Raw genomic sequence first — 21,727 nt, 5'->3', positions numbered from 1 at the left:
AGCAATAAATTTGCACAGATTTTATACTGAATGAACACCGTCACCGATTCCCTTTTATCCATAGTGGTTCCTTTGTACAACGAGGAGGACAATGTGGTTCTTTTGACCGAAAAAATCAACGAAAGCCTTGATGGGTATAACTATCAAATCATTTATGTAGATGATTTTTCTACGGATAAAACCCGTCAGAAGGTCAAGGAAATGGATGATAAAAAGGTTCATTTGATCGAGTTGAAAAAGAACTATGGCCAAAGTTTGGCCCTTGCCGCCGGAATTGATTATGCCGAGGGCGAATACATCATTACCATGGATGGTGATCTGCAAAACGATCCATCCGACATTCCACAAATGTTATCGTTTGCCATAACCGAAGAATATGATGTGGTAACGGGAATCCGTCAGAAAAGAAAAGATTCGTTGGTTAAAAAAATACCTTCCAAGATTGCCAACTTTTTGGTACGGAGGGTGACTAAATTGGATATTAAAGATAACGGCTGTGCACTCAAGGTTTTCACCAAGGATATTGCAAAAAGTCTGAATTTATACGGTGAAATGCACCGTTTTATCACGCTTTTAGCCCATTTGGAAGGTGCACAGATCAAACAGGTGCCTGTAAAGCATCATGCAAGGCACGCTGGGGTTTCCAAATATGGTTTGGAGCGTGTTTTTAAAGTTGTGGCCGATATGATGCTGCTACTTTTCATTAGAAAATACTTCCAACGCCCCATTCACCTTTTCGGAATCTTCGGGGTTTTGTTGGTCATCCTCGGGATTTTTATCAATATTTATCTATTGATCGTTAAACTAGGATTTGATCAAGATATTGGAACCAGACCCTTACTTATTTTTGGAATGATGTTCATTGTTGGGGGAATTCAACTGTTTACCATTGGCATTGTAATGGAGCTCTTGATCCGTACCTACTACGAATCGCAACAGAAAAGACCATATCGCATCAAAAAAATAAGCATAGGTGACGGAAAAGCTGCGTAAAAAGCTCATCACTGCCCTAAAAATTATTGTTAGTGCGGTACTGATTTACTTTATTTTCACCAAAATAGAGTTGAAGGATATAGTCCAGACCTTAAAAAAAAGCGAGCCTCTTTATTTATTCTTGGCCTTGTTGTTTTTTGTGCTTTCGAAAATAATTTCAGCCTTTAGAACCAACTTGTATTTCCATCAGATGGGTGCTAAAGTGTCTCAATTAAGCAACCTAAAGCTGTATCTGCTGGGCATGTTCTACAACCTCTTTTTACCGGGAGGTATTGGTGGCGATGCTTACAAAGGCTACGTCATTCAAAAAGTGTATCAACCTGGCACCAAAAAAGTAGTGTCCAGTTTATTGCTGGACCGCTTAAGCGGGATGCTGTTACTTTTTATTTATGCCTGCGTGCTTGCTTTGCTTTCCAAAAATGAGTTTTTCCAAAGTTTTTTCTGGTTGATTGTAGCTGCCATTCCGCTGAGTGTTGTGGCATTTTGGTTTGTAAACAAGATATTTTTTACCTCTACCCTGCCCGTATTTTGGAAATCCGTTAGCTTTTCCGCTCTGGTTCAATTGGCACAGTTGGTCTGCGTTCTTTTTGTTTTGAAATCTTTGTCCGTTGATACGGACTTCATTGAATACCTATTTGTTTTCTTAGTATCTTCCATCGTTTCCGTAATTCCATTAACGATCGGGGGAATTGGAAGTAGAGAGGTTACTTTTTTATATGGCGCAAAATGGCTGGGACTGGATGAGAGCACTTCCATTGGCATCAGTTTCACCTTCTTTTTGATTACGGCACTCACCTCCCTTTTTGGTGTAATCTACCACTTTAAAAAGCCACAGCTGGAATCTGTCGACTAATTTAGATGCACCAAGTGCATTTTATTCAACTTTTCTTTGCGCGATTCGGGATTCAAAAACTTGATCTGTAATCTGGTAATACGAAATTGGTCCACAGTTATTTCATTATCCCAAGCAATTCCGTTTTTTTTCAATAGTTCCAGTTCTTTATCGGTAGCATATACCCAAACATCCTTCATGTTCTTCAAATCTGAAGTGGAAACAATATTGACAGGATTTTGATTATAAAAATCCAAAGCCCAGGTATGTCTTTCGTTAATTTTATAAATGTCATCCACGGGAATATTCCTCTCCTTTACCTGCTGTGCCATATTAGAACCTCCTTGGTATTCGAGTAATTTTGGATAGAAATGGGCATTCATAAAACCATTCAATAAAACTGAGCTAAAAATGGCAACGGTAACAATCTTGGCGTAGACAACTTCCCTTTTTTGAACAAAATAAACCACCATACCTAGTGCCAGCAACAAGAATGCATAGCCATACCAATGTTCCAATTGGAAAACAGTAAAACTTATCAATAAGGTAAAGACAACTACCAATCCCAATATAAAATATTGGATTCCGAGTATCACCTTTGCCATCTTCAATTTTTCCTGCTGATGTAAAACATACAGGAAACCCGCAGATAAAATTGCATATAAAGGCATCAACACATTCATGTAATGCGGCAATTTAAATTGCGCAAAGCTGATGAGCAGGAACAAAATTGAAATTCCACCCACGGTCAAAAATTCCAAATTGGTTTTGTAGGAGAACTTGATTTCCCAAAAGGCTTTCACCTTTATCCAATAACCAACCAAAGCAAGGACCGTCCAAGGCAAGAACACCCACAAAAAGGTGTGGAAAAAAAAGAAAAAGTCGCTACTGTTCTTCCCAACGCCCTCGCCACTCATCCGCTCAAAACTTTGTTCCCAAAAAATAAAGAAGATACCGCTGCGGTTATCCTTACCACGAATTACTTTCTCGGGGTGCAAATCAAATTGATGATAATAGGCATATAACATCGGGGTTATCATCAAACCAAAAACAAGAAGGGCTACCAATAACTTCCAATGGAGCAATCGTTCCCACTTTCGGGTATAGGCCAAATGGCAGAGTATAGAAATTCCAATGACCACGAGGGCAATCTGTCCTTTAGTAGAAAAAGCCATACCCGCTCCCAAAGCACCCAAAGCAATACTTTTTAGTGTTCCTTTTTCGATATATGTGGCCAATTGCCAAATGGAGAATATTGTAAATCCAGTTAAAACGGCATCGGTACGGACATCAATGTTGGCCAAGACGATGGTCTGGGCCGTCATAAAAATCAATGAGGCAAAACGACCCACATCTTTATTGTAGAGCGATTTTCCCAGACCGTAGCAACTATAGGCGCCCAACAAAGTGGATAAAATACCGGGAATGCGATACGCCCAATCGTGAATTCCAAATATCTTAAAGGAAATTGCGGCCAACCAGTAGTGCATATGAGGCTTGTCCAGATACTCCTCGGGGCCTTTAAAAAGGCTTAGAAAGTCGTTTTCCTGCACCATTCGCATGGCCATAACCGCAAACTGGGCCGAATCGTTCTCGAACAAGGTTGCGAACATTCCAATAATGTACACCAACACGATCAGCGCAATATAAAACCAGTATCTGGCGGTCGAGATCATACCCCTGTTTTTTGGAAAGCAAATATAGCTAACTTGGCCCATAACCAACCAAAAAGCGAACCTATCAAAGCTCCAGTCAGCACATCCAACGGATAGTGCACACCAATATAAATGCGGCTATAGGCCACAATGCAGGCCCAAAGAAGTAATACCCAAGCAATGTATTTCACTTTGTTCCTGAACATCACCGTAAAGAAAATGGCCGGTCCGAACGAATTGGCGGCATGGGCAGAAAAATACCCGAATTGACCTCCACAATAGCTTTTCACCAAGCGCATTACACTACTAACCTCGGGTTCGTGGCATGGTCGCAAACGACCAATACCGTATTTAAAAAAGTTGGACAATTGGTCGGTACAGGTAATCAACAATGCGATGGACACCAAAATTATCCCGGTTCCTTTCCACCCAAACGTTCGATAGGATAAATAAAGTAATAGAATATAGAGCGGGGCCGAGTTTCTGGTCTTGGTCATAAACATCCAAAAACCATCCCAAGTCTCCGTTCCCAATCCGTTCAGGAACAAAAACAAGTCCTTATCGTATTGCAGCAGTTGTTCGAGCATTACGAGTCGTATCTGGAAACTTCCCTATCGTAAAATGCAGTTGCCGCCTCGACCAGATTTTCAGTTTCATCCATTAGATCGGCCTCATCTTCTTTAGAAAATTCCTCCATCCATTCCACTTCATCATTTTCAAGGTTGATAATAAATCTCGGGTACTCGGTATGAACAATAAAGATGGCCTCGGGATGATCGGTATTATCGGCCAATAAAAATTTAGGTAGTTCCATGTATCAAATAGTTAGATTTCAAATTTTGGAATCTTCTTAACTCAATTGTCTTTATGCGTAATTTTCAGCTTTTCTGCTACCTCATCATAATATTCTTGTGACAGTACTTCTGTCCAAGTTGTCGGCTGTTCACCGCTATACAAAGCCAAATACGTTACATCACTAAATTTTGTTGAGGAATGCCAATGCTCAATATTTTTTTCACATTTAATGACATCGCCTTCTTTTAGTATCAACGGTTCCTTACCACTTTCTTGATAATATGCTTCTCCATCTACAATAATCAGAACTTGAGCAGAACTATGTTTGTGCCAATCCAGGGTCGAGTTAGCTTTAAAAGTTGCTTTTGTGATATTATACCCTAAATCTGTATCATCGTGGATAATAGCATTCAGCCAAGCTTCTCCAAGATAATGTGTGTTTGGTGCTTTTGTGCCTTCTGTTAGATATGAGGAAAGTTTATATTCAGAATTTTGAGAAAATACCGATAATGAGGTTAAAATTGATAGAGCAAAAATTGAATATTTCATTCTATAAAATTATTGGTTCATATATTTCTTCGTCAAAAAGTTAAATCGAAGATACAACATTACCGCTGATGCTGTAAGTCCGGACAATAATCCGATCCAGATTCCTGTGCTTTCCAAATCGGTGTGCAATCCCAAATAATAACTGATAGGAAAACCTATCAACCAATACGCAATAAAAGTGATGAGCGTGGGTATCTTCACATCTTGCAAACCGCGCAAGGCTCCCAATACTACTACTTGAAGTCCATCCGAAATCTGAAAAAAAGCAGCAACCAACAGTAATTTGGCAGCAACAATGATCACTTCGGTATTGTCGGCTTGGTTGGCAATATCGCCAACATCCAAATAAATGGTAGGGAACCAATGCCTACCCACCAAGAAAATAGCTGCAAAGACCACTTCCAAAATAAAGGTCAAGAAAAAAATGGATTCTGCGATACGCTTCAAATCTTTATGGTTGCGCAATCCTTTTTGGTTACCGACCCTTACCATTGCGGCAACACTCAGTCCCATTCCCACCATAAACGTCATACTGCTCAAGTTCAGGGCAATTTGATTTGCGGCTTGGGCATTCTTACCAAGTACACCGCTCAACCATATGGCAGCGGTAAAAATGGCAACTTCAAAAAACATCTGTAAAGCTGATGGAAACCCTAAACTGATGATTTTACGCATCACTTTTTTCTCGATCTTCTTAAAATTGAATTGGGTCACATAGGATTCAAATTTCTTTTTACGCTTGAGCAAATACCAAATATAGGCAACCATAATCACACGAGATACCAAGGTGCCAACGGCAGCACCTACAATTCCCAATTTTGGAAATCCGAAGGAACCGAAAATAAGCAAATAGTTGAGGGTTATGTTCACCGCATTTGCCAATATTGTGGCATACATGGGATATTTGGTCTGGGAAAGTCCTTCTGAAAATTGTTTGAAAGCTTGAAAAATAATCAACGGCACCAACGAAAAGGCCACTAAATCCAAGTAGGGCAAAGCGAGTTCCACCACTTCCGGAGGCTGTTCCATATGATGGATCAGAGGTTTGCAAACCTGTATAAGTCCAAATAGCGATAGTCCTAGTACCGTACAAAGTACCAAACCGTGTTTTAAGGCACTTTTGCCTGCTGCTTGGTCCTTTGCACCATCGGCTTCTGCCACCAATGGCGTAATCGCAGTTGAAAAACCTATGCCAAGCGACATGGCTACAAACACAAAGCTATTTCCCAAAGAAACGGCTGCCAACTCTGCGGTACCCAATTGCCCAACCATAATATTGTCGGCAAAAGCCACAAAGGTATGCCCCAACATCCCCAAAATAACAGGATAGGACAACCTTAGGTTGTAGGCAAACTCTTTAGTATAGTTTTGAAACACTTTGGATAATTAAAAAGGATGGCAAATATAGCCAGATCGGCCATAATTTTTGTCCATCTTTGACTTAGATTATGGATAATTTTCAAAGCTGTTTGGCCTCTTCCCAAAACACATCCATTTCGGCCAAGGTCATATCGCTCATGGTCTTCCCCAACTCTTTGGCTTTTTGTTCCAAATATTGAAAGCGTTTGATGAATTTTTTATTGGTCCGCTCCAACGCATTTTCTGGATTAATTTTCAAGAAACGGGCATAGTTCACCATGGAAAACAGCACATCGCCAAACTCGGACTCCATTTTATCCGCATTATGGGCCTCCACTTCTTCTTGAAATTCCCCCAGTTCTTCTTTCAACTTTTCAAAAACCTGTTCGGGATGTTCCCAATCAAACCCTACTCCTGCTACCTTATCTTGGATTCGGTTGGCCTTGACTAAGGATGGTAGACCATTGGGCACTCCCTCTAGCACACTCTTTTTGCCTTCTTTTAGTTTGATATTTTCCCAATTTTGCTTTACCTCCTCTTCATTTTCAACCTTCACATCGCCATAAATGTGGGGGTGCCTATTGATGAGTTTCTCACAAATTCCGTTGGCAACATCGGCAATATCAAAATCCTGCGTCTCCGAACCTATTTTGGCATAAAAAACAATGTGCAATAAAATATCGCCCAGTTCTTTTTTGACTTCTTCAAGGTCATTGTCCAAAATGGCATCGCCCAACTCATAGGTTTCTTCGATCGTTAAATGACGAAGTGTTTGCATAGTCTGCTTTTTATCCCATGGACATTGTTCGCGCAGTTCGTCCATAATGGTCAATAAGCGATCTAAAGCTGCCAATTGTTCCGATCTTGTGTTCATGGTATTGGATTTTAACCAAAAATACGAAGTCCAGTTGGTTGAAATTTCATCCTAAAAATTTACTTATGAAAAGTGTCCCTCTATTTTTCAACAAAGAGGACTTACGGAAAAATATCACTATATTCAACGACATTTTTGGGCTAAATACAGTAGAATGAAACAACTATTTATTGCGTTGCTCGTACTTCCGTTGACGATGTTGGGGCAAACCGATAATCCTTTTAAAAATGAAGTAAAATCCGTTCAGCAAAAAAACGATTCTCTTTGGGATTCATCTAAACCTACCATTATTTTTACAGGCAGTTCCAGTATTCGTTTATGGAAAGATCTACAAGAACGTTTTCCCGAGCATCAAGTCCTAAATACTGGTTTTGGGGGTTCTCAATTTTCGGACCTCGAACTTTATTTGGATGAACTCATTTTAAACTACGATCCTGTAAAAGTCTTTATCTACGAAGGTGACAACGATATTTTTGAAAGAAAAAGTCCTAGAAAAGTTATAAAAAAAGCAGAGGGCATTCTCCGAACACTCCGGCAAGAAAAACCAAATATGGAGATTGTACTCATTTCTGCAAAGCCAAGTATTTCTCGATGGAAGTTTAGGGGAAAATACCGTCGTTTAAATCGTAAACTCAACAAATTGGCCGCAGAAAACAGTGGAATTGATTTTGTTGATGTTTGGCACCCCATGTTGGACAAAAAAAAGGTGAAACAGGACATTTTTATTGAAGACGGGCTTCACATGAACTCCAAGGGCTACGACATCTGGTACAATGCCATAAAAGATTACATAGACTAAAACAATAAAAGTGATTTATAGATCCATTCTACTGTTCGTTGCATTTATCTTTTTGGCGTCTTGCCAGGAGAAAAAAGAGGAAATCAGTTTTCCCAAAACCGACCTTGCCAAAGCTCCGTTGGTCCCAAAACCCATTAAAACCATTTCCACGGGAAGTGCTTTTGGCCTAGATGCTGGAACAGCTATTTTTACATCCAACTCCGATGCGGGATTCGAAAAGGTGGGAAAGTTTCTTTCCGAGCAGATAAAGTCCAAAACCGGTTTACAAATTGGCGTAAATTCAGCTACCGAAGGAACATTGGAGCGCTTGATCTACATCAACCAATCGGATAGTGTGGATTTAAAGGGACCAGAGGCTTATCAGATCTACATTAAAAAAGATTCTATTTTATTGAACGCCAAAACTGCGGCCGGAGCGTTCAGGGGCGTACAAACATTGCGTCAGTTAATCCCTGAAAAAAGTAATGATACACTAACAGATCACCCAATTTGGGTAATTCCATCGGGAAAGATCATCGACGCTCCCAGATTCGAATATCGTGGTTCCATGTTGGATGTGGCCCGGCACTTTTTTACCGTAGAAGAAGTCAAAAAATATATCGACGCCCTTGCATACTACAAATTCAACACCCTGCACCTGCACCTAACGGATGACCAAGGTTGGCGCATTGAAATCAAATCTTGGCCCAAGCTAACCAAAATCGGTGGCGCCAGCGAGGTCGGCGGTGGAGAAGGTGGTTTTTACACTCAAGAACAGTTTAAGGATATTGTAGCCTATGCTGCGGAAAGACATATTACCATTATTCCGGAAATTGATATGCCCGGACACACCAACGCCGCATCCCTAAGCTACCCCTTTTTACATGCCCCAGATGCCGAAACTCCACGCGTTAGAACGGACATGAGATTGGGTTACAGTTCTTTTGATGCCAAAAAAGATACCGTATATAGCTTTTTGGATGATGTAATCGGTGAAATTACCGCCATGACTCCCGGTCCATATTTTCATATTGGCGGAGATGAGAGCCATGCCACCAAAAAAAGTGACTATATCCGCTTTGTGGAAAAAGTGCAAAAAATTGTTCGGAAACACAACAAAAGAATGGTCGGTTGGAACGAAATAGTACAAGCAGAACTTGATTCCAGTTCAGTGATTCATTTTTGGAACAAACCTGAATATGCCCTAAAAGCCATTGAAAATGGCTCAAAGGTTATTATGTCGCCAGCAAAAAAAGCCTATTTGGATATGAAGTATGATTCCATATCTGAATATGGACTGAATTGGGCAGGCCTCATTCCGGTTGATATTGCCTACAAATGGGACCCTGGGACTTATGTAGAAAATCTTCCTGAAGAGAATATTCTTGGCGTCGAAGCCCCCCTATGGTCCGAAACCATAAGCAATAGTGAAGAGTTGGAATATTTGGCCTTTCCAAGACTTATTGGATATGCGGAATTGGGATGGTCTCCAAGCGAACATCTTGATTGGGATGACTACAAAGAGCGTTTGGCCGCACAGGTTTCCTATCTGGAAGCCATGCAGATCAATTATTACCCAACTAAATTGGTGAACTGGAAAAAGGAATAGTTGTTATTCTTCTTCCTGTGAAGCAGAAACAGTAGGTTCCTCTGAATCATTTTCTTCTTTGACAAAATCGGTGATGTTATTGTCGAGAAGGATGTTGTACCACTGTATGATCTTTTTGATGTCACTGGCGTAGACACGATCTTCATCATAATTGGGCAGTACCTCGAAGAAATACTCTTCCAACTCGATTTTGTCAGCCTTATGGCTGATCGATGTTTTGTTGCCTCCTTCTTTCTCTTTGATTTTTTGGAACACTTCCCTTAACGGAAGCTCTTCCTCCAGGGTGTAAATGGCTATTTCGGACAACACGCTTACATTGCTTCTTAATCCAACGGTTACACGTTTGCCATCCAATAGGGATTCGCCAACAAAGCCACCACGGGTTTGGGTCAATAATTTGTAAAGTCCTGGTTTACCTCCAATAGATAAAATCTTGTCTAATGCCATTCAAATAGTAATTTATGGGCGCAAAAATATGTTTTTATCGCAAATAGTGATTTTTTTAACGTGCTTTTTTGATATTGGGAAACCGCATTCGGTAGTCAACGTTTATTTTCCCTTTGGATATTTTGTCCAATCTGTTTTTTAAAAGTCGCTTTTTTAGGGTCGATAGTTTGTCCGTAAACAGAATGCCTTCGATATGGTCGTATTCGTGCTGAATAACTCTGGCCAAAAGCCCATCAAACGTTTCCGTACGTGATTTAAAATCTTCGTCCAAATAGGTTATGGTCACTTCTGGTTTTCGTTTTACATCTTCCCGAACGTCGGGAATGCTCAAGCAACCTTCGTTAAAGTCCCATTCCTTGCCGTTCTCTTCCTCGATCTTGGCATTGATAAAGACTTTTTTGAAACCATTTAGTTTCTCCTGTTCTTCTTTGCTCAAATCCTCATCATCGGAAAAAGGGGTGGTATCTACCATAAAAATTCGAATTGGAAGTCCCACTTGTGGAGCTGCCAATCCAACACCATGTGCATTGTACATGGTCTCCCACATGTTGGCAATCAATTCTTCCAACTTTGGATAATCGGATGCAATATCCTTCGCTTTTTTTCGTAAAACGGGGTCTCCGTAGGCTACTATAGGTAAAATCATAAATTAAAATCTGTTTAAATAGGCCTGCAAAATCAATGTGGCGCTTATTTCATCGACCAAGGCCTTATCCCTTCTTTTCTTCTTTTTCATACCACTGTCCAACATGGACTGGAATGCCATTTTAGAAGTAAACCTTTCATCTTGGCGTTCAACGGGCATAGCTGGAAACTTGGCCGATAACTGCTTTAGGAAGTCTTGGATGAGAGCTTCGGACTCGGAGGCCGTATTGTCCATTTGTTTGGGAAATCCAACCACAAAGCGTTCCACCGATTCCTTTTTTGTATAGTCCTCCAAAAACTTTAACAGGTCCTTGGTGTCAACGGTGGTCAATCCAGAGGCAATCAACTGAAGCTCATCGGTGACCGCAATTCCCGTACGTACTTTTCCAAAATCCAATGCCAAAACTCTTGCCAAAACAACTTTTTGGCAAAAATAACCTTAAATATGTTATAGCCTTAAAAATGGAGGCCATAATTATATGATGGCACTTATCTTTGTCAAAATTTTAAGAAAAATGACAGGACTTAGAGCATTGATCGAGCAAGCATGGGACAATAGATCATTATTGGAAGACGAAAAGACCCAGATGGCCATTAGAGAAGTAATAGACCTTATTGATCTTGGCGAGCTGCGATGCGCAGAACCCACGGAAAATGGTTGGCAAATAAATGAATGGGTAAAAAAAGCGGTAGTGCTATACTTCCCCATACAAAAAATGGAGGTCCTCGAAGCTGGTATTTTTGAATATCACGACAAGATTCCCTTGAAAAGAGGATACAAAGAAAAAGGTGTTCGTGTGGTACCCCATGCCGTGGCAAGGCACGGAGCTTATATTTCCAAAGGAACCATTTTAATGCCAAGTTATGTAAACATTGGTGCCTATGTGGACGAGGGGACCATGGTGGATACTTGGGCCACGGTGGGCAGTTGTGCTCAAATCGGTAAAAACGTCCATTTAAGTGGTGGTGTAGGTATCGGTGGGGTTTTGGAACCATTGCAAGCTGCTCCGGTTATTATTGAGGACAATGCATTTATCGGCTCCAGATGTATTGTTGTGGAAGGGGTCCGTGTTGAAAAGGAGGCTGTTTTGGGAGCAAATGTGGTTTTAACGGCTTCTACGAAAATTATTGATGTAACAGGGAGTGAGCCTGTTGAACTGAAAGGTCGTGTTCCCGCAAGATCGGTTGTGATACCGGGCAGCTACACCAAAAATTTTCCTGCCGGCGATTACCAAGTGCCATGCGCCTTGATCATTGGCAAACGAAAGGAGAGCACCGACAAGAAAACATCGTTGAACAATGCCTTGCGCGAGCACAATGTTGCAGTTTAGATCAAGGCGTTCCGATCTTCTGATTTTTTAAAAACGGAATCAAAATATACAGTTTGGGTTGTTTTTTTATTAAAATTAAAGCAACCCAAACACTATTCCAGCCTCTAATAAATACATGTCAAAAACTATTTTTAACAAAAACCGGGTAGGGAAACGTCGTTGTTGATTGTTGTAAGAAAAATAAACGGCAAAACAATTTTTACGCCTTTTTTTTGTTATAGATTTGTAAACACCAAAACACTACACCAATTAATATGGCTGGATTACGCACCCCAAAGCAAAAATTATCAGCACTCATAATCACCTATAACGAAATTGGATACATTGAGAAATGTATCGATTCCGTTTCTTTTGCTGATGAAATCGTGGTTGTAGACTCTTACAGTACGGACGGCACATACGAGTATCTGTTAAGCCATCCGAAGGTAAGGGTAATTCAAAATCCATTTAAAAATTTTACTGCACAGAAATCCTTTGCGCTAAAGCAATCCTCTAATGATTGGGTCTTGTTTTTAGATGCAGATGAAGTTGTGACCAAAAGTCTGCAAACAGAAATTATTGAAACCATCAATAAGGAAAACGCAGATGAAGCCTATTGGTTCTACCGCCAGTTTATGTTCCAAAACGAGCGATTGAACTTTAGCGGTTGGCAAACAGACAAAAATTATAGATTGTTCCGCAAAAGCAAAGCACATTTCACCGATAAAAAAATAGTTCACGAAACCTTGGTTGTCGATGGAACATCTGGAATTCTCCAAGAAAAGCTTATCCATTATTGCTACAAGGACTATCAGGACTACAAGGGCAAAATGTTGAAATATGGCCAACTAAAAGCAAAAGAGGATTTTTATAGGGAAAAACACTTCAACTACCTTTTAATGATTATAAAGCCAGCGTGGAAATTCTTTAACCACTACATTTTGCGCCTAGGAATTCTTGATGGCAAAAAAGGATGGACTATTTGCTATTTAAACGCTCTTGGTGTTTTGGAGAGGTTCCGAGAATTAAAAAGGTTGGAAAAAAAGAATCAACTGGCCTATTATTTGGTAATGCCATAGTGCGTCCACACCAATTTGTTAGATCTGGTCTCCTTACGTATGGCTTGGTTTTTTGCAATGGATTCGGGCGTTTTATAGCCTCGTTTATGATCTAAATGCACACAAACGGCACTATAGCGCAATTGCTTAGATTTTATTCCAAAATTGAACAAACGTTCACCCAGTTCGCGATCCTGCCCGCCGTATTGCATCCGCTCATCAAAACCGTTCACGTTCAAAACATCCTTCTTCCAACCCGAAGAGTTATGTCCGTTCCAACTAGCGTTCGTCGGAGTTATGGTATTGAGCAATTTAGAGACAAGGCCACTCGCCGTTAGTTTATTGTTTTTAAAAGTTTTTGGAATCCCCTTTTCTTTGAGCCAATGGATGTTAAAGCAGTTTTGTTTTTCAATATCCTCCAGTGTAATCAACTTGGATATGTTCATGGGCAACATGTAGTACCCTCCCGAAATAAAATACCCGGGTTCTTTGTTAATGTAATGCACCTCCACAAAGTCTTCTCTTGGAATACAATCACCATCCGTCATTATAATATACTCCGCATTGCAAGCTTCGACTGCCTTGTTAAGGATCCTTGACTTCTGGAAACCATCGTCCTCCTGCCAAACATGGATAATATTGTAAAAAACATTTTCGGACATCTCATCCAATAATTCTTTGGTCTTTGGACCAGATCCATCATCGGCAATAACCACTTCAAAATCCTTGAAGATTTGGCAATTGAAGCCCCAAAGTACTTTTTTTAACCACTCTTCGGCATTGTACGTACTTATGATTACTGATATTTTCGGAGATTCTTTTTCCTGTGGGTTCATCTTGGCAAAAATAGAAATATTAAATGTTATCTCATATCCTTAATTTTGCGATTCTAAACTTACCATAATGAAGGTTAAGGAACACCTAGTTATCCAACTTAATAATTAGAGGCCGTTTAAATCAAAAACTATCCAATATGAAAATCTGCATTACACGAACAGAAAAACACGCATATTCCGAAACCTTCATTAGGGACCAAATAAAGGAATTCAAATCACTTTGCGAAACATATACCATTCATAGTGGGAGGTATCCGGAGAGAATGGAAAACGGCAGTCTTTTAAACCCATATCTCTTTTGGGTTTTTCACAAAATGATAAAAATCCTGGTGGGCAGAAATAACTACTTTAGCGATTATGGAGTAAAAAAATATCTCAATAAAAATAAAATCGATGTTGTCCTAGCGAATTACGGAATGAGTGCATCTCATATGGTCGCCCCTTGTAAAGCCCTGAATATACCCTTAATAGTCATTTTTCATGGACATGATGCAACGGACAAAAAATTACTAAATGAATACAAACACAAATATGTAAAATTGTTTGACTATGCCTCAAACATAATTGTTGTTTCAAACGACATGAAATCACAACTCATTGGACTCGGTGCCCCGAAAAGCAAAATACAAATTATTCCTTGTGGAGTAAATACTTCAATGTTTGAGTCGAACACCGAGCCTGCTCAACAAAAAACATTTCTAGCAGTAGGAAGGTTAACCGCAAAAAAAGGACCATTGTACACAATTAAAGCATTTAATTCAGTCTTACAAAAACATCCGGATTCAAAACTAATTTTTGTAGGGAACAAAAATGGCCTCTACAACGAATGTCAAGATTTGATCTCGAATCTTGGCATAGGAAAATCTGTTACCTTCACTGGAATTTTAAGTCAAAAAGAAATTTCAATTTTAATGAAATCTTCACTGGCTTTTGTTCAGCATTCAATTACAGCTCCAAATGGGGACATGGAAGGTTCCCCTGTCAGTATTATGGAAGCTGCATCTTCCGGTCTACCAATAGTAAGCACAAAACACGCAGGCATCAAAGAACTTGTTGTTCACGATAAAACTGGTTTTTTGGTCGATGAAAAAGACGTGAATAAAATGGCAGAATACATGATCGAATTATGTGATAATTTTCAGTTAGCTAAATCTATGGGGATGGCAGGAAGAAACCATATGGAACAGCATTATGAACAAAAAAGACAAATAGGCAAGCTTTACGATTTAGCCAAGGATATAGTTTCATCTAAAAAATAAAACATTTTAAACGCTGATTATACCATATGACCGAAGAAATCAATAATTGTAACCGAGTTCTGCAAGAAGGCGGGCTCATCCTCTACCCTACCGATACGGTTTGGGGCATAGGTTGCGATGCCACCAATCCCGAGGCCGTAAAAAAGGTATACGCCCTTAAAAAAAGAGAGGACTCCAAAGCACTGATATGTTTGGTGGCCAACCAAGCCATGCTGGAACGACATGTAAAACAGGTGCCCGAGGTCGCTTACGATATTATGGATCTGGCCACAAAACCCACCACCATAGTTTTTGACGACCCTATAGGCATTGCCGACAACCTGGTTGCTGCGGACAACACCCTGGCCATTCGGGTTGCATCGGACAAATTTTGCCAATACCTCATCAATAAATTCAGAAAACCCATTGTGTCAACTTCGGCCAATATTTCTGGTAATCCTACCCCAAAACATTTCAAGGATATTGATCAAGAAATTTTAAAAGGAGTGGACTATGTGGTAAATTTGCAGAACGAAAACAAAAACCCTTCTCCTTCTTCCATAATTAAGTTAAGTAACGACGGTAAGGTGAAGGTTATCCGGGAATAAGAATGACGAAGGAATTCCATACAGCCGCAATACAGCACCCTATTTTTAAACTTATTGGCGAAGCTTCTGATGAGCTCGGAACAGATTCCTATGTGATCGGCGGGTATGTCCGTGATTATTTTTTAAAACGAAATACCCCAAAAGATATCGATATTGTTGCCATTGGCAGCGGCATTGAATTGGCCAAAAAAGTGGCTTCCAAATTAAAGGGCAAACCGGATATTTCCGTTTTTAAAAATTTCGGTACGGCCATGATCAAATACAAAGACCTGGAACTGGAATTTGTGGGCGCCCGAAAAGAAAGCTATAACCGAGACAGCCGTAAACCCATTGTCGAAGATGGCACGCTCGAAGATGACCAAAACCGTCGCGACTTCACCATAAACGCCATGGCATTGGCACTGAACCAATCCAATTTTGGTCAACTTTTAGATCCTTTTGATGGTTTGGCGGATTTGGCCAAACAACTTATCCGCACGCCCTTGGAGCCGGGCATCACATACTCGGACGATCCATTAAGGATGATGCGAGCCATACGATTTGCCTCACAATTGCGCTTTACCATCGAATTGCCATCTCTCCAGGCCATTGCAGAGCACAAGGATCGAATAAAAATTGTATCCAAGGAACGTATTGTGGACGAACTCAATAAAATATTGATGAGTTCCCAACCATCGCTAGGCTTTACACTGATGCACAAAACCGGACTTCTTCCTTTAATTCTACCTGAACTAACGGCCTTACAAGGCATCGAAGAAATAGAGGGACAACGCCATAAGGACAATTTTTGGCACACATTGGAGGTAGTGGACAATATTGCACAAACAACGGGCAATCTTTGGCTGCGTTGGGCGGCACTGCTTCACGATATTGGAAAGGCACCTACCAAGAAATTCCATAAAAAAATAGGTTGGACCTTCCATGCCCATGAGTTTGTCGGTGCTAAAATGGTCTATAAACTTTTTAAAAGATTACGAATGCCATTGAACGATAAAATGAAATTCGTTCAAAAAATGGTATTGATGAGCTCACGGCCCATTATACTGTCCGAAGACCATGTAACCGATTCTGCGGTAAGGCGATTGGTGTTCGATGCCGGTGATCACGTGGAAGACCTGATGACCCTTTGCGAAGCGGACATTACCACCAAGAACCCCAAAAAACAAAAAAAATACAAGAACAATTTTAAGATCGTTCGCCAAAAAATAGTCGAAGTCGAAGAACGGGATCACATCCGAAATTTTCAACCTCCGGTTTCCGGCGAAGAGATCATGAAAACCTTCAACCTAAAACCATCCAAAGAAATAGGCATTATTAAAGACGCGATCAAAGAGGCAATCTTAGAGGGAGAAATCCCCAACGAATATGAAGCGGCCTACAACTTTATGTTAAAAAAGGGCGAAAAAATGAATCTAAAAGTCCATTCCGAATGAAAAAGAACAAATATGTGGTGTATTGGTTGTTAACTGGATGTTTTCTCATTTTTATAATGGTTTTGGTAGGAGGCATCACCCGACTTACCCACTCGGGGCTGTCCATTTCCGATTATAAACTTATTCAAGGTACAATCCCCCCCATGAACGAACAAGAATGGGAGGAAGCCTTTGAACTCTACAAGCAATATCCCGAGTACCAAAAACTCAACTATCATTTTGGAATCGAGGAATTCAAGGACATTTACTTTTGGGAATGGCTGCACAGGGTCATTGGACGATTTATCGGAATCGTTTTTATTTTACCGTTTATTTACTTTTTGATAGCCAAGAAGCTGGATAGACCTACCATTAAAAAAAGTTTGATTCTGCTCTTTATGGGCGGGTTTCAAGGTTTTTTGGGCTGGTATATGGTAAAAAGCGGCCTTGTGGACCGTCCGGATGTATCGCACTACAGGTTGGCAGCTCATTTGACCACGGCATTCTTAACGTTCGCCTATAGTTTTTGGGTGGCCTTGGACCTAATCTATCCAAATCGAAAAGAAGTAGACACCAAAATAAGGAACTTGATCCGCGTAGGCCTGGTGGTCTTGTTGCTTCAAATAGTATGGGGTGCCTTTGTTGCAGGTTTGGATGCCGGCTTTATTCACAACCACTGGCCTCTGATGAACGAAGGCAAACTAATGCACGAAACCGTTTATATAGAACAACAGCCCGTAATAAAGAACTTTTACGAAGGAAAAAGCGGCGTACAGTTTGTACATCGGTACCTGGCTTACATTGTGGTCGCTTTGATTGGGGTGATTTGGTACCGAACACGAAAAATATCCACAACCGCCCTACAGGAAAAAGGACTAAAAACTTTGTTGGCCCTAGTTTTTGTTCAATTTATATTGGGTGTGCTCACATTGATTTATGCCGTGCCACTTTGGCTGGGCATCGTGCACCAAATTGGCGCTTTTTTCCTTTTGGCCGCGATGACGTTTACCTTGCACAGGTTCACCAAATAACTGCTATTTATTGTACCTTTGTGCCCACTCTAAAATTTGATGGATGATTTATAAAATCAGGATAATACTTGATGCTGAGGAAGATATCTTTCGGGATATCGAAATTGAGGACCAAAGTAACTTGGAGGATTTCCACAACGCCATTACCCAAGCTTTTGGCTTTGAGGGAAGTGAAATGGCCTCATTTTATACTTGTGACGAAGAATGGAACCAAGATGAAGAAATCGCTCTTTTTGATATGAGTGATAATGGCTCCGATATTCGCCTGATGAACGAAACCTCGTTGGACGATATTCTGACCAAGGACAGCCCCAAACTGATCTACGTGTACGACTTTTTTAGCATGTGGACCTTTTTTGTGGAGCTTGCCGATATTGTGGAAAAAGAAGATGGCCGTGTTTATCCCAATGTATTGTTCACCTTTGGCGAATTACCGGATGCCCCACCGGAAAAACAATTCGAAGCAAAGCCCAACGACGATGAAGGAAATTTTGACGACCTTCTGGACAGTTACGACGATATGGACTTTGACGAAAACTGGAACTAAAATAGCACCGCCTAAATTTTAACCAATAATCCCCGATCCAAAAAATGCTGAACTTATATTCCGCCCAAATTGAAAGTATATCGCTTCACCGAGTTGGCAACAAGAGCAAAAACGAATCTGCTTTTTTATCCGCAGAGCCTTTTTCCCTGAACGATGAAATGGCAGGCCTATTAAAGGAATACTTTTTTAAGCCCTTTCGCGAAAAGGAAGAAAACTATTATAAGTTTAGCCACGAAGTGGATTTGGAATTCAATGAGGTATGTACGGCGGTTACCGAGATTTTCGACAACCCCTCCGATAACCATCGACTATCCAAAAAAATAACCACGCATCTGTTTGAGCAATCCAACCACCCTCACATTAAAAGCGGGGAGGTTTATGTGGTGCATTTCTCCGATATGGTAATCGACAATAAAAAAACGGATGCCGTAGGTATTTTTAAGAGTGAGCTAAAGCACGACTTTCTTCAGTTCGAGGAAAACGAACGCAACTTGGAAATTTTAATACGCCAGGGAATCAATATCAACAAATTGGATAAGGGGTGCATAGTTTTTAACGTGGACCGAGAAGAAGGTTTTAGGATATTATCTGTGGACAGCAACCGATATGACGCCAAATATTGGCTGGAAAACTTTTTGGGAGTTTCGCCATTAACGGATGAGAACTTTTACACAAAAAACTACCTTAAGTTCTGCCAGAACTTTGCCAAGGATGTTGTTTTGCCCGCAGAGGACAAACAGCAAGAAGTATTGTTCATGAACCGCGCCGTAAACCACTTTGCCAAAAACGACAACTTCGAGGAGACCTCTTTTTTGAACGAGGTAATGGAAAATCCCGACTTAATTCCAGAGTTTAAACATTATAAAGTAGAAAAAGGACCCAAGTACAGCATTGAGGACGTTTCTAATTTTGACATTGCCAACAAAGCGGTGAGCGATGCCCGTAAAAAAATCAAGAATGTAATCAATCTGGACACCAATATTCAGATCAAGATGGATTTCATCAACCCTGATTCGGCAGAGAAGTTTGTGGAAAAAGGTTGGGACGAGGAACGACAGATGTACTATTACCTTGTGTATTTTAACAAGGAACAGAAAAGTTAGAATTTTTTTTCAATAATCTGTTTCATACTCACATCCTCGTAGTTACGTTTCACAAAATCCAAGGCGTGGGTCAAAATTTCGCCCATGTTCTTGCTGTCCCTAAAATTAATATCGCCCGTAAGGTCCTGCAATTGGTTTTTTAGCATTTCTATGTTTTCCGGTGGAGCAATGGTATCCAATGCGCAAACATCCAACAAGCGTTTAAGGCGGCGCCCCCAACTAAGTATCCGTTTTGCGATTATGGAACGCTCCTCTACAATATATTGGTTAACGGAATCTATGGTCAATTTACCTTGCACCAAATCCACCATGGTCTTGTTCTCTTTAAAAAACTGGGGGCGATATACCTTTATATTACCTTCATAGCATTGTTGATCAAAATCTATGGCCCTTATTTTATAGACTACACTATCAAAATCGTGAGTGGGAACAATTACGTAATTATAAGAACGCATGTCCCCTAAGAGCCGGATCATACTTCTTTCGTTGAACTTAACAAACTCCTTGGCAATCTGTGATTTTTCGAATTCGGTACATTCGGGCAGGTTGTTCTTCATAAAAATATCTCCGGGAATACCTACAATATGCTCTTCGATGAGCGTATTCTCATAGATCACAAAGTTTAAATTGTAAGGAGAGAGCATATGCTCCAATTCCAAACCATATACTCTAGAAGCGTCGGTTTTTTTAACATAGAACAAGGTATAGTTATCGTTAAGGATGTTCCGGACCTTGATTCGAAAAGGCTTGGAGTTTCCAAAAGTGCAATAGTCCACATAATCCACGTTCAAATATTGAAAAATGGAATCACTGCCATCGGAAACAAAACTGGAATACACTCTTTTTAGGGCCAGGTCTATTTCATCCCTATCGAACTCCGGATAAAACACGCGCACCCAAAGTGTATCCTCATCCTTGGCATCGTAAACGGCAACGCTTCCTGAAAAGCGCAACAAGTCATCATAATGGATCGGAATTTCGATTTTTCTATTGTAATAATCCAAATATTCATCCAGCTCCTTACTTATGGGGTAGGCAGGTTTCTTTTTCGACATTAATTTTTCTTCCGACATTGTGTTCGATTATTTTGTAACAATTTGCAAATAATATCGTCAAGTTAGTATAAACCATTCAAAAAACGATAGCATCTTTTGGAAACAATACTTACCGTAAACCATCTTACAAAAAAATTTGGTTACCTAACAGCCGTAAAAGATCTTTCTTTTACAATAGAAAAAGGTAACGTTTATGGCATTTTAGGACCCAATGGGAGTGGCAAATCCACCACATTGGGAATTATCCTGAACGTTGTGAACCGAACCTCGGGCGATTTTAATTGGTTCGATGGCAACACCACCACCCATGACGCCCTAAAAAAGGTCGGGGCCATAATTGAACGTCCCAACTTTTATCCGTACATGAACGCGATTCAAAATTTAAGGTTGGTCTGTAAGATCAAAGATGTACCCGAATCCAAAATTCAGGAAAAACTGGAATTGGTAGGTCTGTGGGACCGCAGGAACAGTAAGTTCAAAACCTATTCGCTGGGGATGAAACAGCGCATGGCCATTGCCTCTGCCCTGCTCAACGACCCCGAAATACTCATCTTGGACGAACCTACCAATGGTCTGGACCCCCAAGGAATCCATCAAATACGGGAGATCATCAAAAAAATTGCGAGCCAAGGCACAACCATTTTATTGGCCTCTCATTTATTGGACGAAGTTGAAAAAGTATGTTCCCATGTCATCATTCTTAGAAAAGGAGAGAATTTATATTCCGGGCCGGTAGATAGTATGCTGGCCAGTCATGGTTTTTTTGAATTGAAGTGCGAAAATCTAGAGCAATTGCACGAGCTGCTCGAAAAAAGTGCCAGCTTCGGGAAAATCGAAAACTTTAACGGTACGCTTACGGCCTATTTAAAGGAAGAAATGGATGCCGAAAGCTTAAACAAAATGCTGTTTGACCAGGGTATTGTCCTATCTCACCTCGTAAAACGAAAAGAAAGTCTCGAAGAACAATTTTTAACCTTGACCAAAAATCAATAA

24 protein-coding genes are annotated in these 21,727 nt (G+C 40.4%); 13 read left to right on the top strand and 11 right to left on the bottom strand.

From position 1 onward, the window contains the following. Window positions 1–30 precede the first annotated feature (30 nt). Window positions 31–993 carry a glycosyltransferase family 2 protein gene (locus AB9K32_RS10030; RefSeq protein ID WP_369885093.1) on the top strand — a complete coding sequence of 321 codons (963 nt, stop codon included), beginning with the start codon at window positions 31–33 and terminating at the stop codon, window positions 991–993. Beyond that, the gene (locus tag AB9K32_RS10025; protein ID WP_369885092.1) at window positions 974–1,846 is read left to right on the top strand and encodes a lysylphosphatidylglycerol synthase transmembrane domain-containing protein; all 873 of its coding nucleotides are present in this window, start codon (window positions 974–976) and stop codon (window positions 1,844–1,846) included. The genes AB9K32_RS10030 and AB9K32_RS10025 overlap by 20 nt, the downstream gene beginning before the upstream one ends. Here the strand turns inward: AB9K32_RS10025 and AB9K32_RS10020 are convergent. From AB9K32_RS10020 to mazG, 6 genes are all read right to left on the bottom strand, one after another. Further along, the gene (locus AB9K32_RS10020; protein WP_369885091.1) at window positions 1,843–3,501 is read right to left on the bottom strand and encodes an ArnT family glycosyltransferase; all 1,659 of its coding nucleotides are present in this window, start codon (window positions 3,499–3,501) and stop codon (window positions 1,843–1,845) included. The two genes, AB9K32_RS10025 and AB9K32_RS10020, sit on opposite strands and share 4 nt — an antisense overlap. Further along, window positions 3,498–4,067 carry a phosphatase PAP2 family protein gene (locus AB9K32_RS10015; RefSeq protein ID WP_338193562.1) on the bottom strand — a complete coding sequence of 190 codons (570 nt, stop codon included), beginning with the start codon at window positions 4,065–4,067 and terminating at the stop codon, window positions 3,498–3,500. Before AB9K32_RS10015 ends, AB9K32_RS10020 begins: the two co-directional genes overlap by 4 nt. Then, a complete protein-coding gene (locus tag AB9K32_RS10010; protein ID WP_224835162.1) occupies window positions 4,067–4,294 on the bottom strand; it encodes a hypothetical protein in 228 nt (75 codons plus the stop codon). Before AB9K32_RS10010 ends, AB9K32_RS10015 begins: the two co-directional genes overlap by 1 nt. Window positions 4,295–4,335: 41 nt before the next feature. Continuing rightward, window positions 4,336–4,824, bottom strand: a complete 489-nt coding sequence (locus tag AB9K32_RS10005) for a cupin domain-containing protein (protein ID WP_224835163.1) — start codon at window positions 4,822–4,824, stop codon at window positions 4,336–4,338. A gap of 9 nt (window positions 4,825–4,833) precedes the next feature. Then, window positions 4,834–6,201 carry an MATE family efflux transporter gene (locus AB9K32_RS10000; protein WP_369885090.1) on the bottom strand — a complete coding sequence of 456 codons (1,368 nt, stop codon included), beginning with the start codon at window positions 6,199–6,201 and terminating at the stop codon, window positions 4,834–4,836. Between the two features lie 82 nt (window positions 6,202–6,283). Further along, on the bottom strand, window positions 6,284–7,057 hold the full coding sequence (mazG, locus tag AB9K32_RS09995) for a nucleoside triphosphate pyrophosphohydrolase (protein WP_369885089.1): 774 nt from the start codon (window positions 7,055–7,057) through the stop codon (window positions 6,284–6,286). Window positions 7,058–7,211: 154 nt separating this feature from the next. On the opposite strand from mazG, the gene AB9K32_RS09990 reads away from it, so the two are divergent. Together AB9K32_RS09990 and AB9K32_RS09985 are read left to right on the top strand one after the other, a co-directional pair. Beyond that, window positions 7,212–7,856 carry a GDSL-type esterase/lipase family protein gene (locus tag AB9K32_RS09990; protein WP_369885088.1) on the top strand — a complete coding sequence of 215 codons (645 nt, stop codon included), beginning with the start codon at window positions 7,212–7,214 and terminating at the stop codon, window positions 7,854–7,856. 10 nt (window positions 7,857–7,866) lie between these two features. Then, window positions 7,867–9,444 carry a beta-N-acetylhexosaminidase gene (locus AB9K32_RS09985; protein WP_369885087.1) on the top strand — a complete coding sequence of 526 codons (1,578 nt, stop codon included), beginning with the start codon at window positions 7,867–7,869 and terminating at the stop codon, window positions 9,442–9,444. Between the two features lie 3 nt (window positions 9,445–9,447). On the opposite strand, the gene AB9K32_RS09980 is transcribed toward AB9K32_RS09985, so the two are convergent. From AB9K32_RS09980 to ruvX, 3 genes are read right to left on the bottom strand one after another with little or no spacing between them, the layout of a single operon-like run. Then, on the bottom strand, window positions 9,448–9,891 hold the full coding sequence (locus tag AB9K32_RS09980) for a DUF5606 domain-containing protein (RefSeq protein WP_369885086.1): 444 nt from the start codon (window positions 9,889–9,891) through the stop codon (window positions 9,448–9,450). Window positions 9,892–9,946: 55 nt separating this feature from the next. After that, window positions 9,947–10,537: a peptide deformylase gene (gene def, locus AB9K32_RS09975; RefSeq protein WP_224835169.1), complete on the bottom strand. Its 591-nt coding sequence runs from the start codon at window positions 10,535–10,537 to the stop codon at window positions 9,947–9,949. Window positions 10,538–10,540: 3 nt separating this feature from the next. Continuing rightward, on the bottom strand, window positions 10,541–10,951 hold the full coding sequence (gene ruvX, locus AB9K32_RS09970; RefSeq protein WP_369885085.1) for a Holliday junction resolvase RuvX: 411 nt from the start codon (window positions 10,949–10,951) through the stop codon (window positions 10,541–10,543). Between the two features lie 100 nt (window positions 10,952–11,051). Here ruvX and AB9K32_RS09965 point away from each other — a divergent pair, with 100 nt between their 5' ends. Further along, window positions 11,052–11,867 (top strand): 2,3,4,5-tetrahydropyridine-2,6-dicarboxylate N-succinyltransferase, encoded by an 816-nt coding sequence (locus AB9K32_RS09965; RefSeq protein WP_252079184.1) that lies wholly within the window; start codon window positions 11,052–11,054, stop codon window positions 11,865–11,867. 254 nt (window positions 11,868–12,121) lie between these two features. Beyond that, the gene (locus AB9K32_RS09960; RefSeq protein WP_224835172.1) at window positions 12,122–12,925 is read left to right on the top strand and encodes a glycosyltransferase family 2 protein; all 804 of its coding nucleotides are present in this window, start codon (window positions 12,122–12,124) and stop codon (window positions 12,923–12,925) included. On the opposite strand, the gene AB9K32_RS09955 is transcribed toward AB9K32_RS09960, so the two are convergent. Further along, the gene (locus AB9K32_RS09955; RefSeq protein ID WP_369885084.1) at window positions 12,907–13,740 is read right to left on the bottom strand and encodes a glycosyltransferase family 2 protein; all 834 of its coding nucleotides are present in this window, start codon (window positions 13,738–13,740) and stop codon (window positions 12,907–12,909) included. The two genes, AB9K32_RS09960 and AB9K32_RS09955, sit on opposite strands and share 19 nt — an antisense overlap. A gap of 137 nt (window positions 13,741–13,877) precedes the next feature. Here AB9K32_RS09955 and AB9K32_RS09950 point away from each other — a divergent pair, with 137 nt between their 5' ends. Genes AB9K32_RS09950 through AB9K32_RS09925 form a run of 6 tightly spaced genes read left to right on the top strand, consistent with a single transcriptional unit; the run spans window position 13,878 to window position 19,679 of the window. Continuing rightward, window positions 13,878–14,999, top strand: coding sequence for a glycosyltransferase family 4 protein (locus tag AB9K32_RS09950; RefSeq protein ID WP_369885083.1), 1,122 nt, complete (start codon window positions 13,878–13,880; stop codon window positions 14,997–14,999). A 26-nt stretch (window positions 15,000–15,025) separates the two neighbouring features. Beyond that, window positions 15,026–15,586: an L-threonylcarbamoyladenylate synthase gene (locus AB9K32_RS09945; RefSeq protein WP_369885082.1), complete on the top strand. Its 561-nt coding sequence runs from the start codon at window positions 15,026–15,028 to the stop codon at window positions 15,584–15,586. Between the two features lie 2 nt (window positions 15,587–15,588). Further along, entirely contained in the window at window positions 15,589–17,019 is a 1,431-nt protein-coding gene (locus AB9K32_RS09940) for a CCA tRNA nucleotidyltransferase (protein ID WP_369885081.1), read from the top strand. Further along, entirely contained in the window at window positions 17,016–18,029 is a 1,014-nt protein-coding gene (locus AB9K32_RS09935) for a COX15/CtaA family protein (protein WP_224835177.1), read from the top strand. Before AB9K32_RS09940 ends, AB9K32_RS09935 begins: the two co-directional genes overlap by 4 nt. Before the next feature lie 43 nt (window positions 18,030–18,072). Beyond that, complete coding sequence (locus tag AB9K32_RS09930) at window positions 18,073–18,576, top strand: hypothetical protein (protein ID WP_369885080.1); 504 nt, start codon at window positions 18,073–18,075, stop codon at window positions 18,574–18,576. A 44-nt stretch (window positions 18,577–18,620) separates the two neighbouring features. After that, the gene (locus tag AB9K32_RS09925) at window positions 18,621–19,679 is read left to right on the top strand and encodes a nucleoid-associated protein (protein WP_224835179.1); all 1,059 of its coding nucleotides are present in this window, start codon (window positions 18,621–18,623) and stop codon (window positions 19,677–19,679) included. On the opposite strand, the gene AB9K32_RS09920 is transcribed toward AB9K32_RS09925, so the two are convergent. Continuing rightward, window positions 19,676–20,752 (bottom strand): hypothetical protein, encoded by a 1,077-nt coding sequence (locus AB9K32_RS09920; RefSeq protein WP_224835180.1) that lies wholly within the window; start codon window positions 20,750–20,752, stop codon window positions 19,676–19,678. The genes AB9K32_RS09925 and AB9K32_RS09920 overlap by 4 nt on opposite strands. Before the next feature lie 78 nt (window positions 20,753–20,830). Here AB9K32_RS09920 and AB9K32_RS09915 point away from each other — a divergent pair, with 78 nt between their 5' ends. Beyond that, window positions 20,831–21,727: an ABC transporter ATP-binding protein gene (locus AB9K32_RS09915; protein ID WP_369885079.1), complete on the top strand. Its 897-nt coding sequence runs from the start codon at window positions 20,831–20,833 to the stop codon at window positions 21,725–21,727.

Origin of the sequence: Allomuricauda sp. XS_ASV26 (assembly GCF_041224615.1) — a bacterium.
GTDB lineage: Bacteria > Bacteroidota > Bacteroidia > Flavobacteriales > Flavobacteriaceae > Flagellimonas > Flagellimonas alginolytica.
Note: the sequence above shows the minus strand (reverse complement) of the source record. Positions and strands in the feature narration are given on the sequence as shown.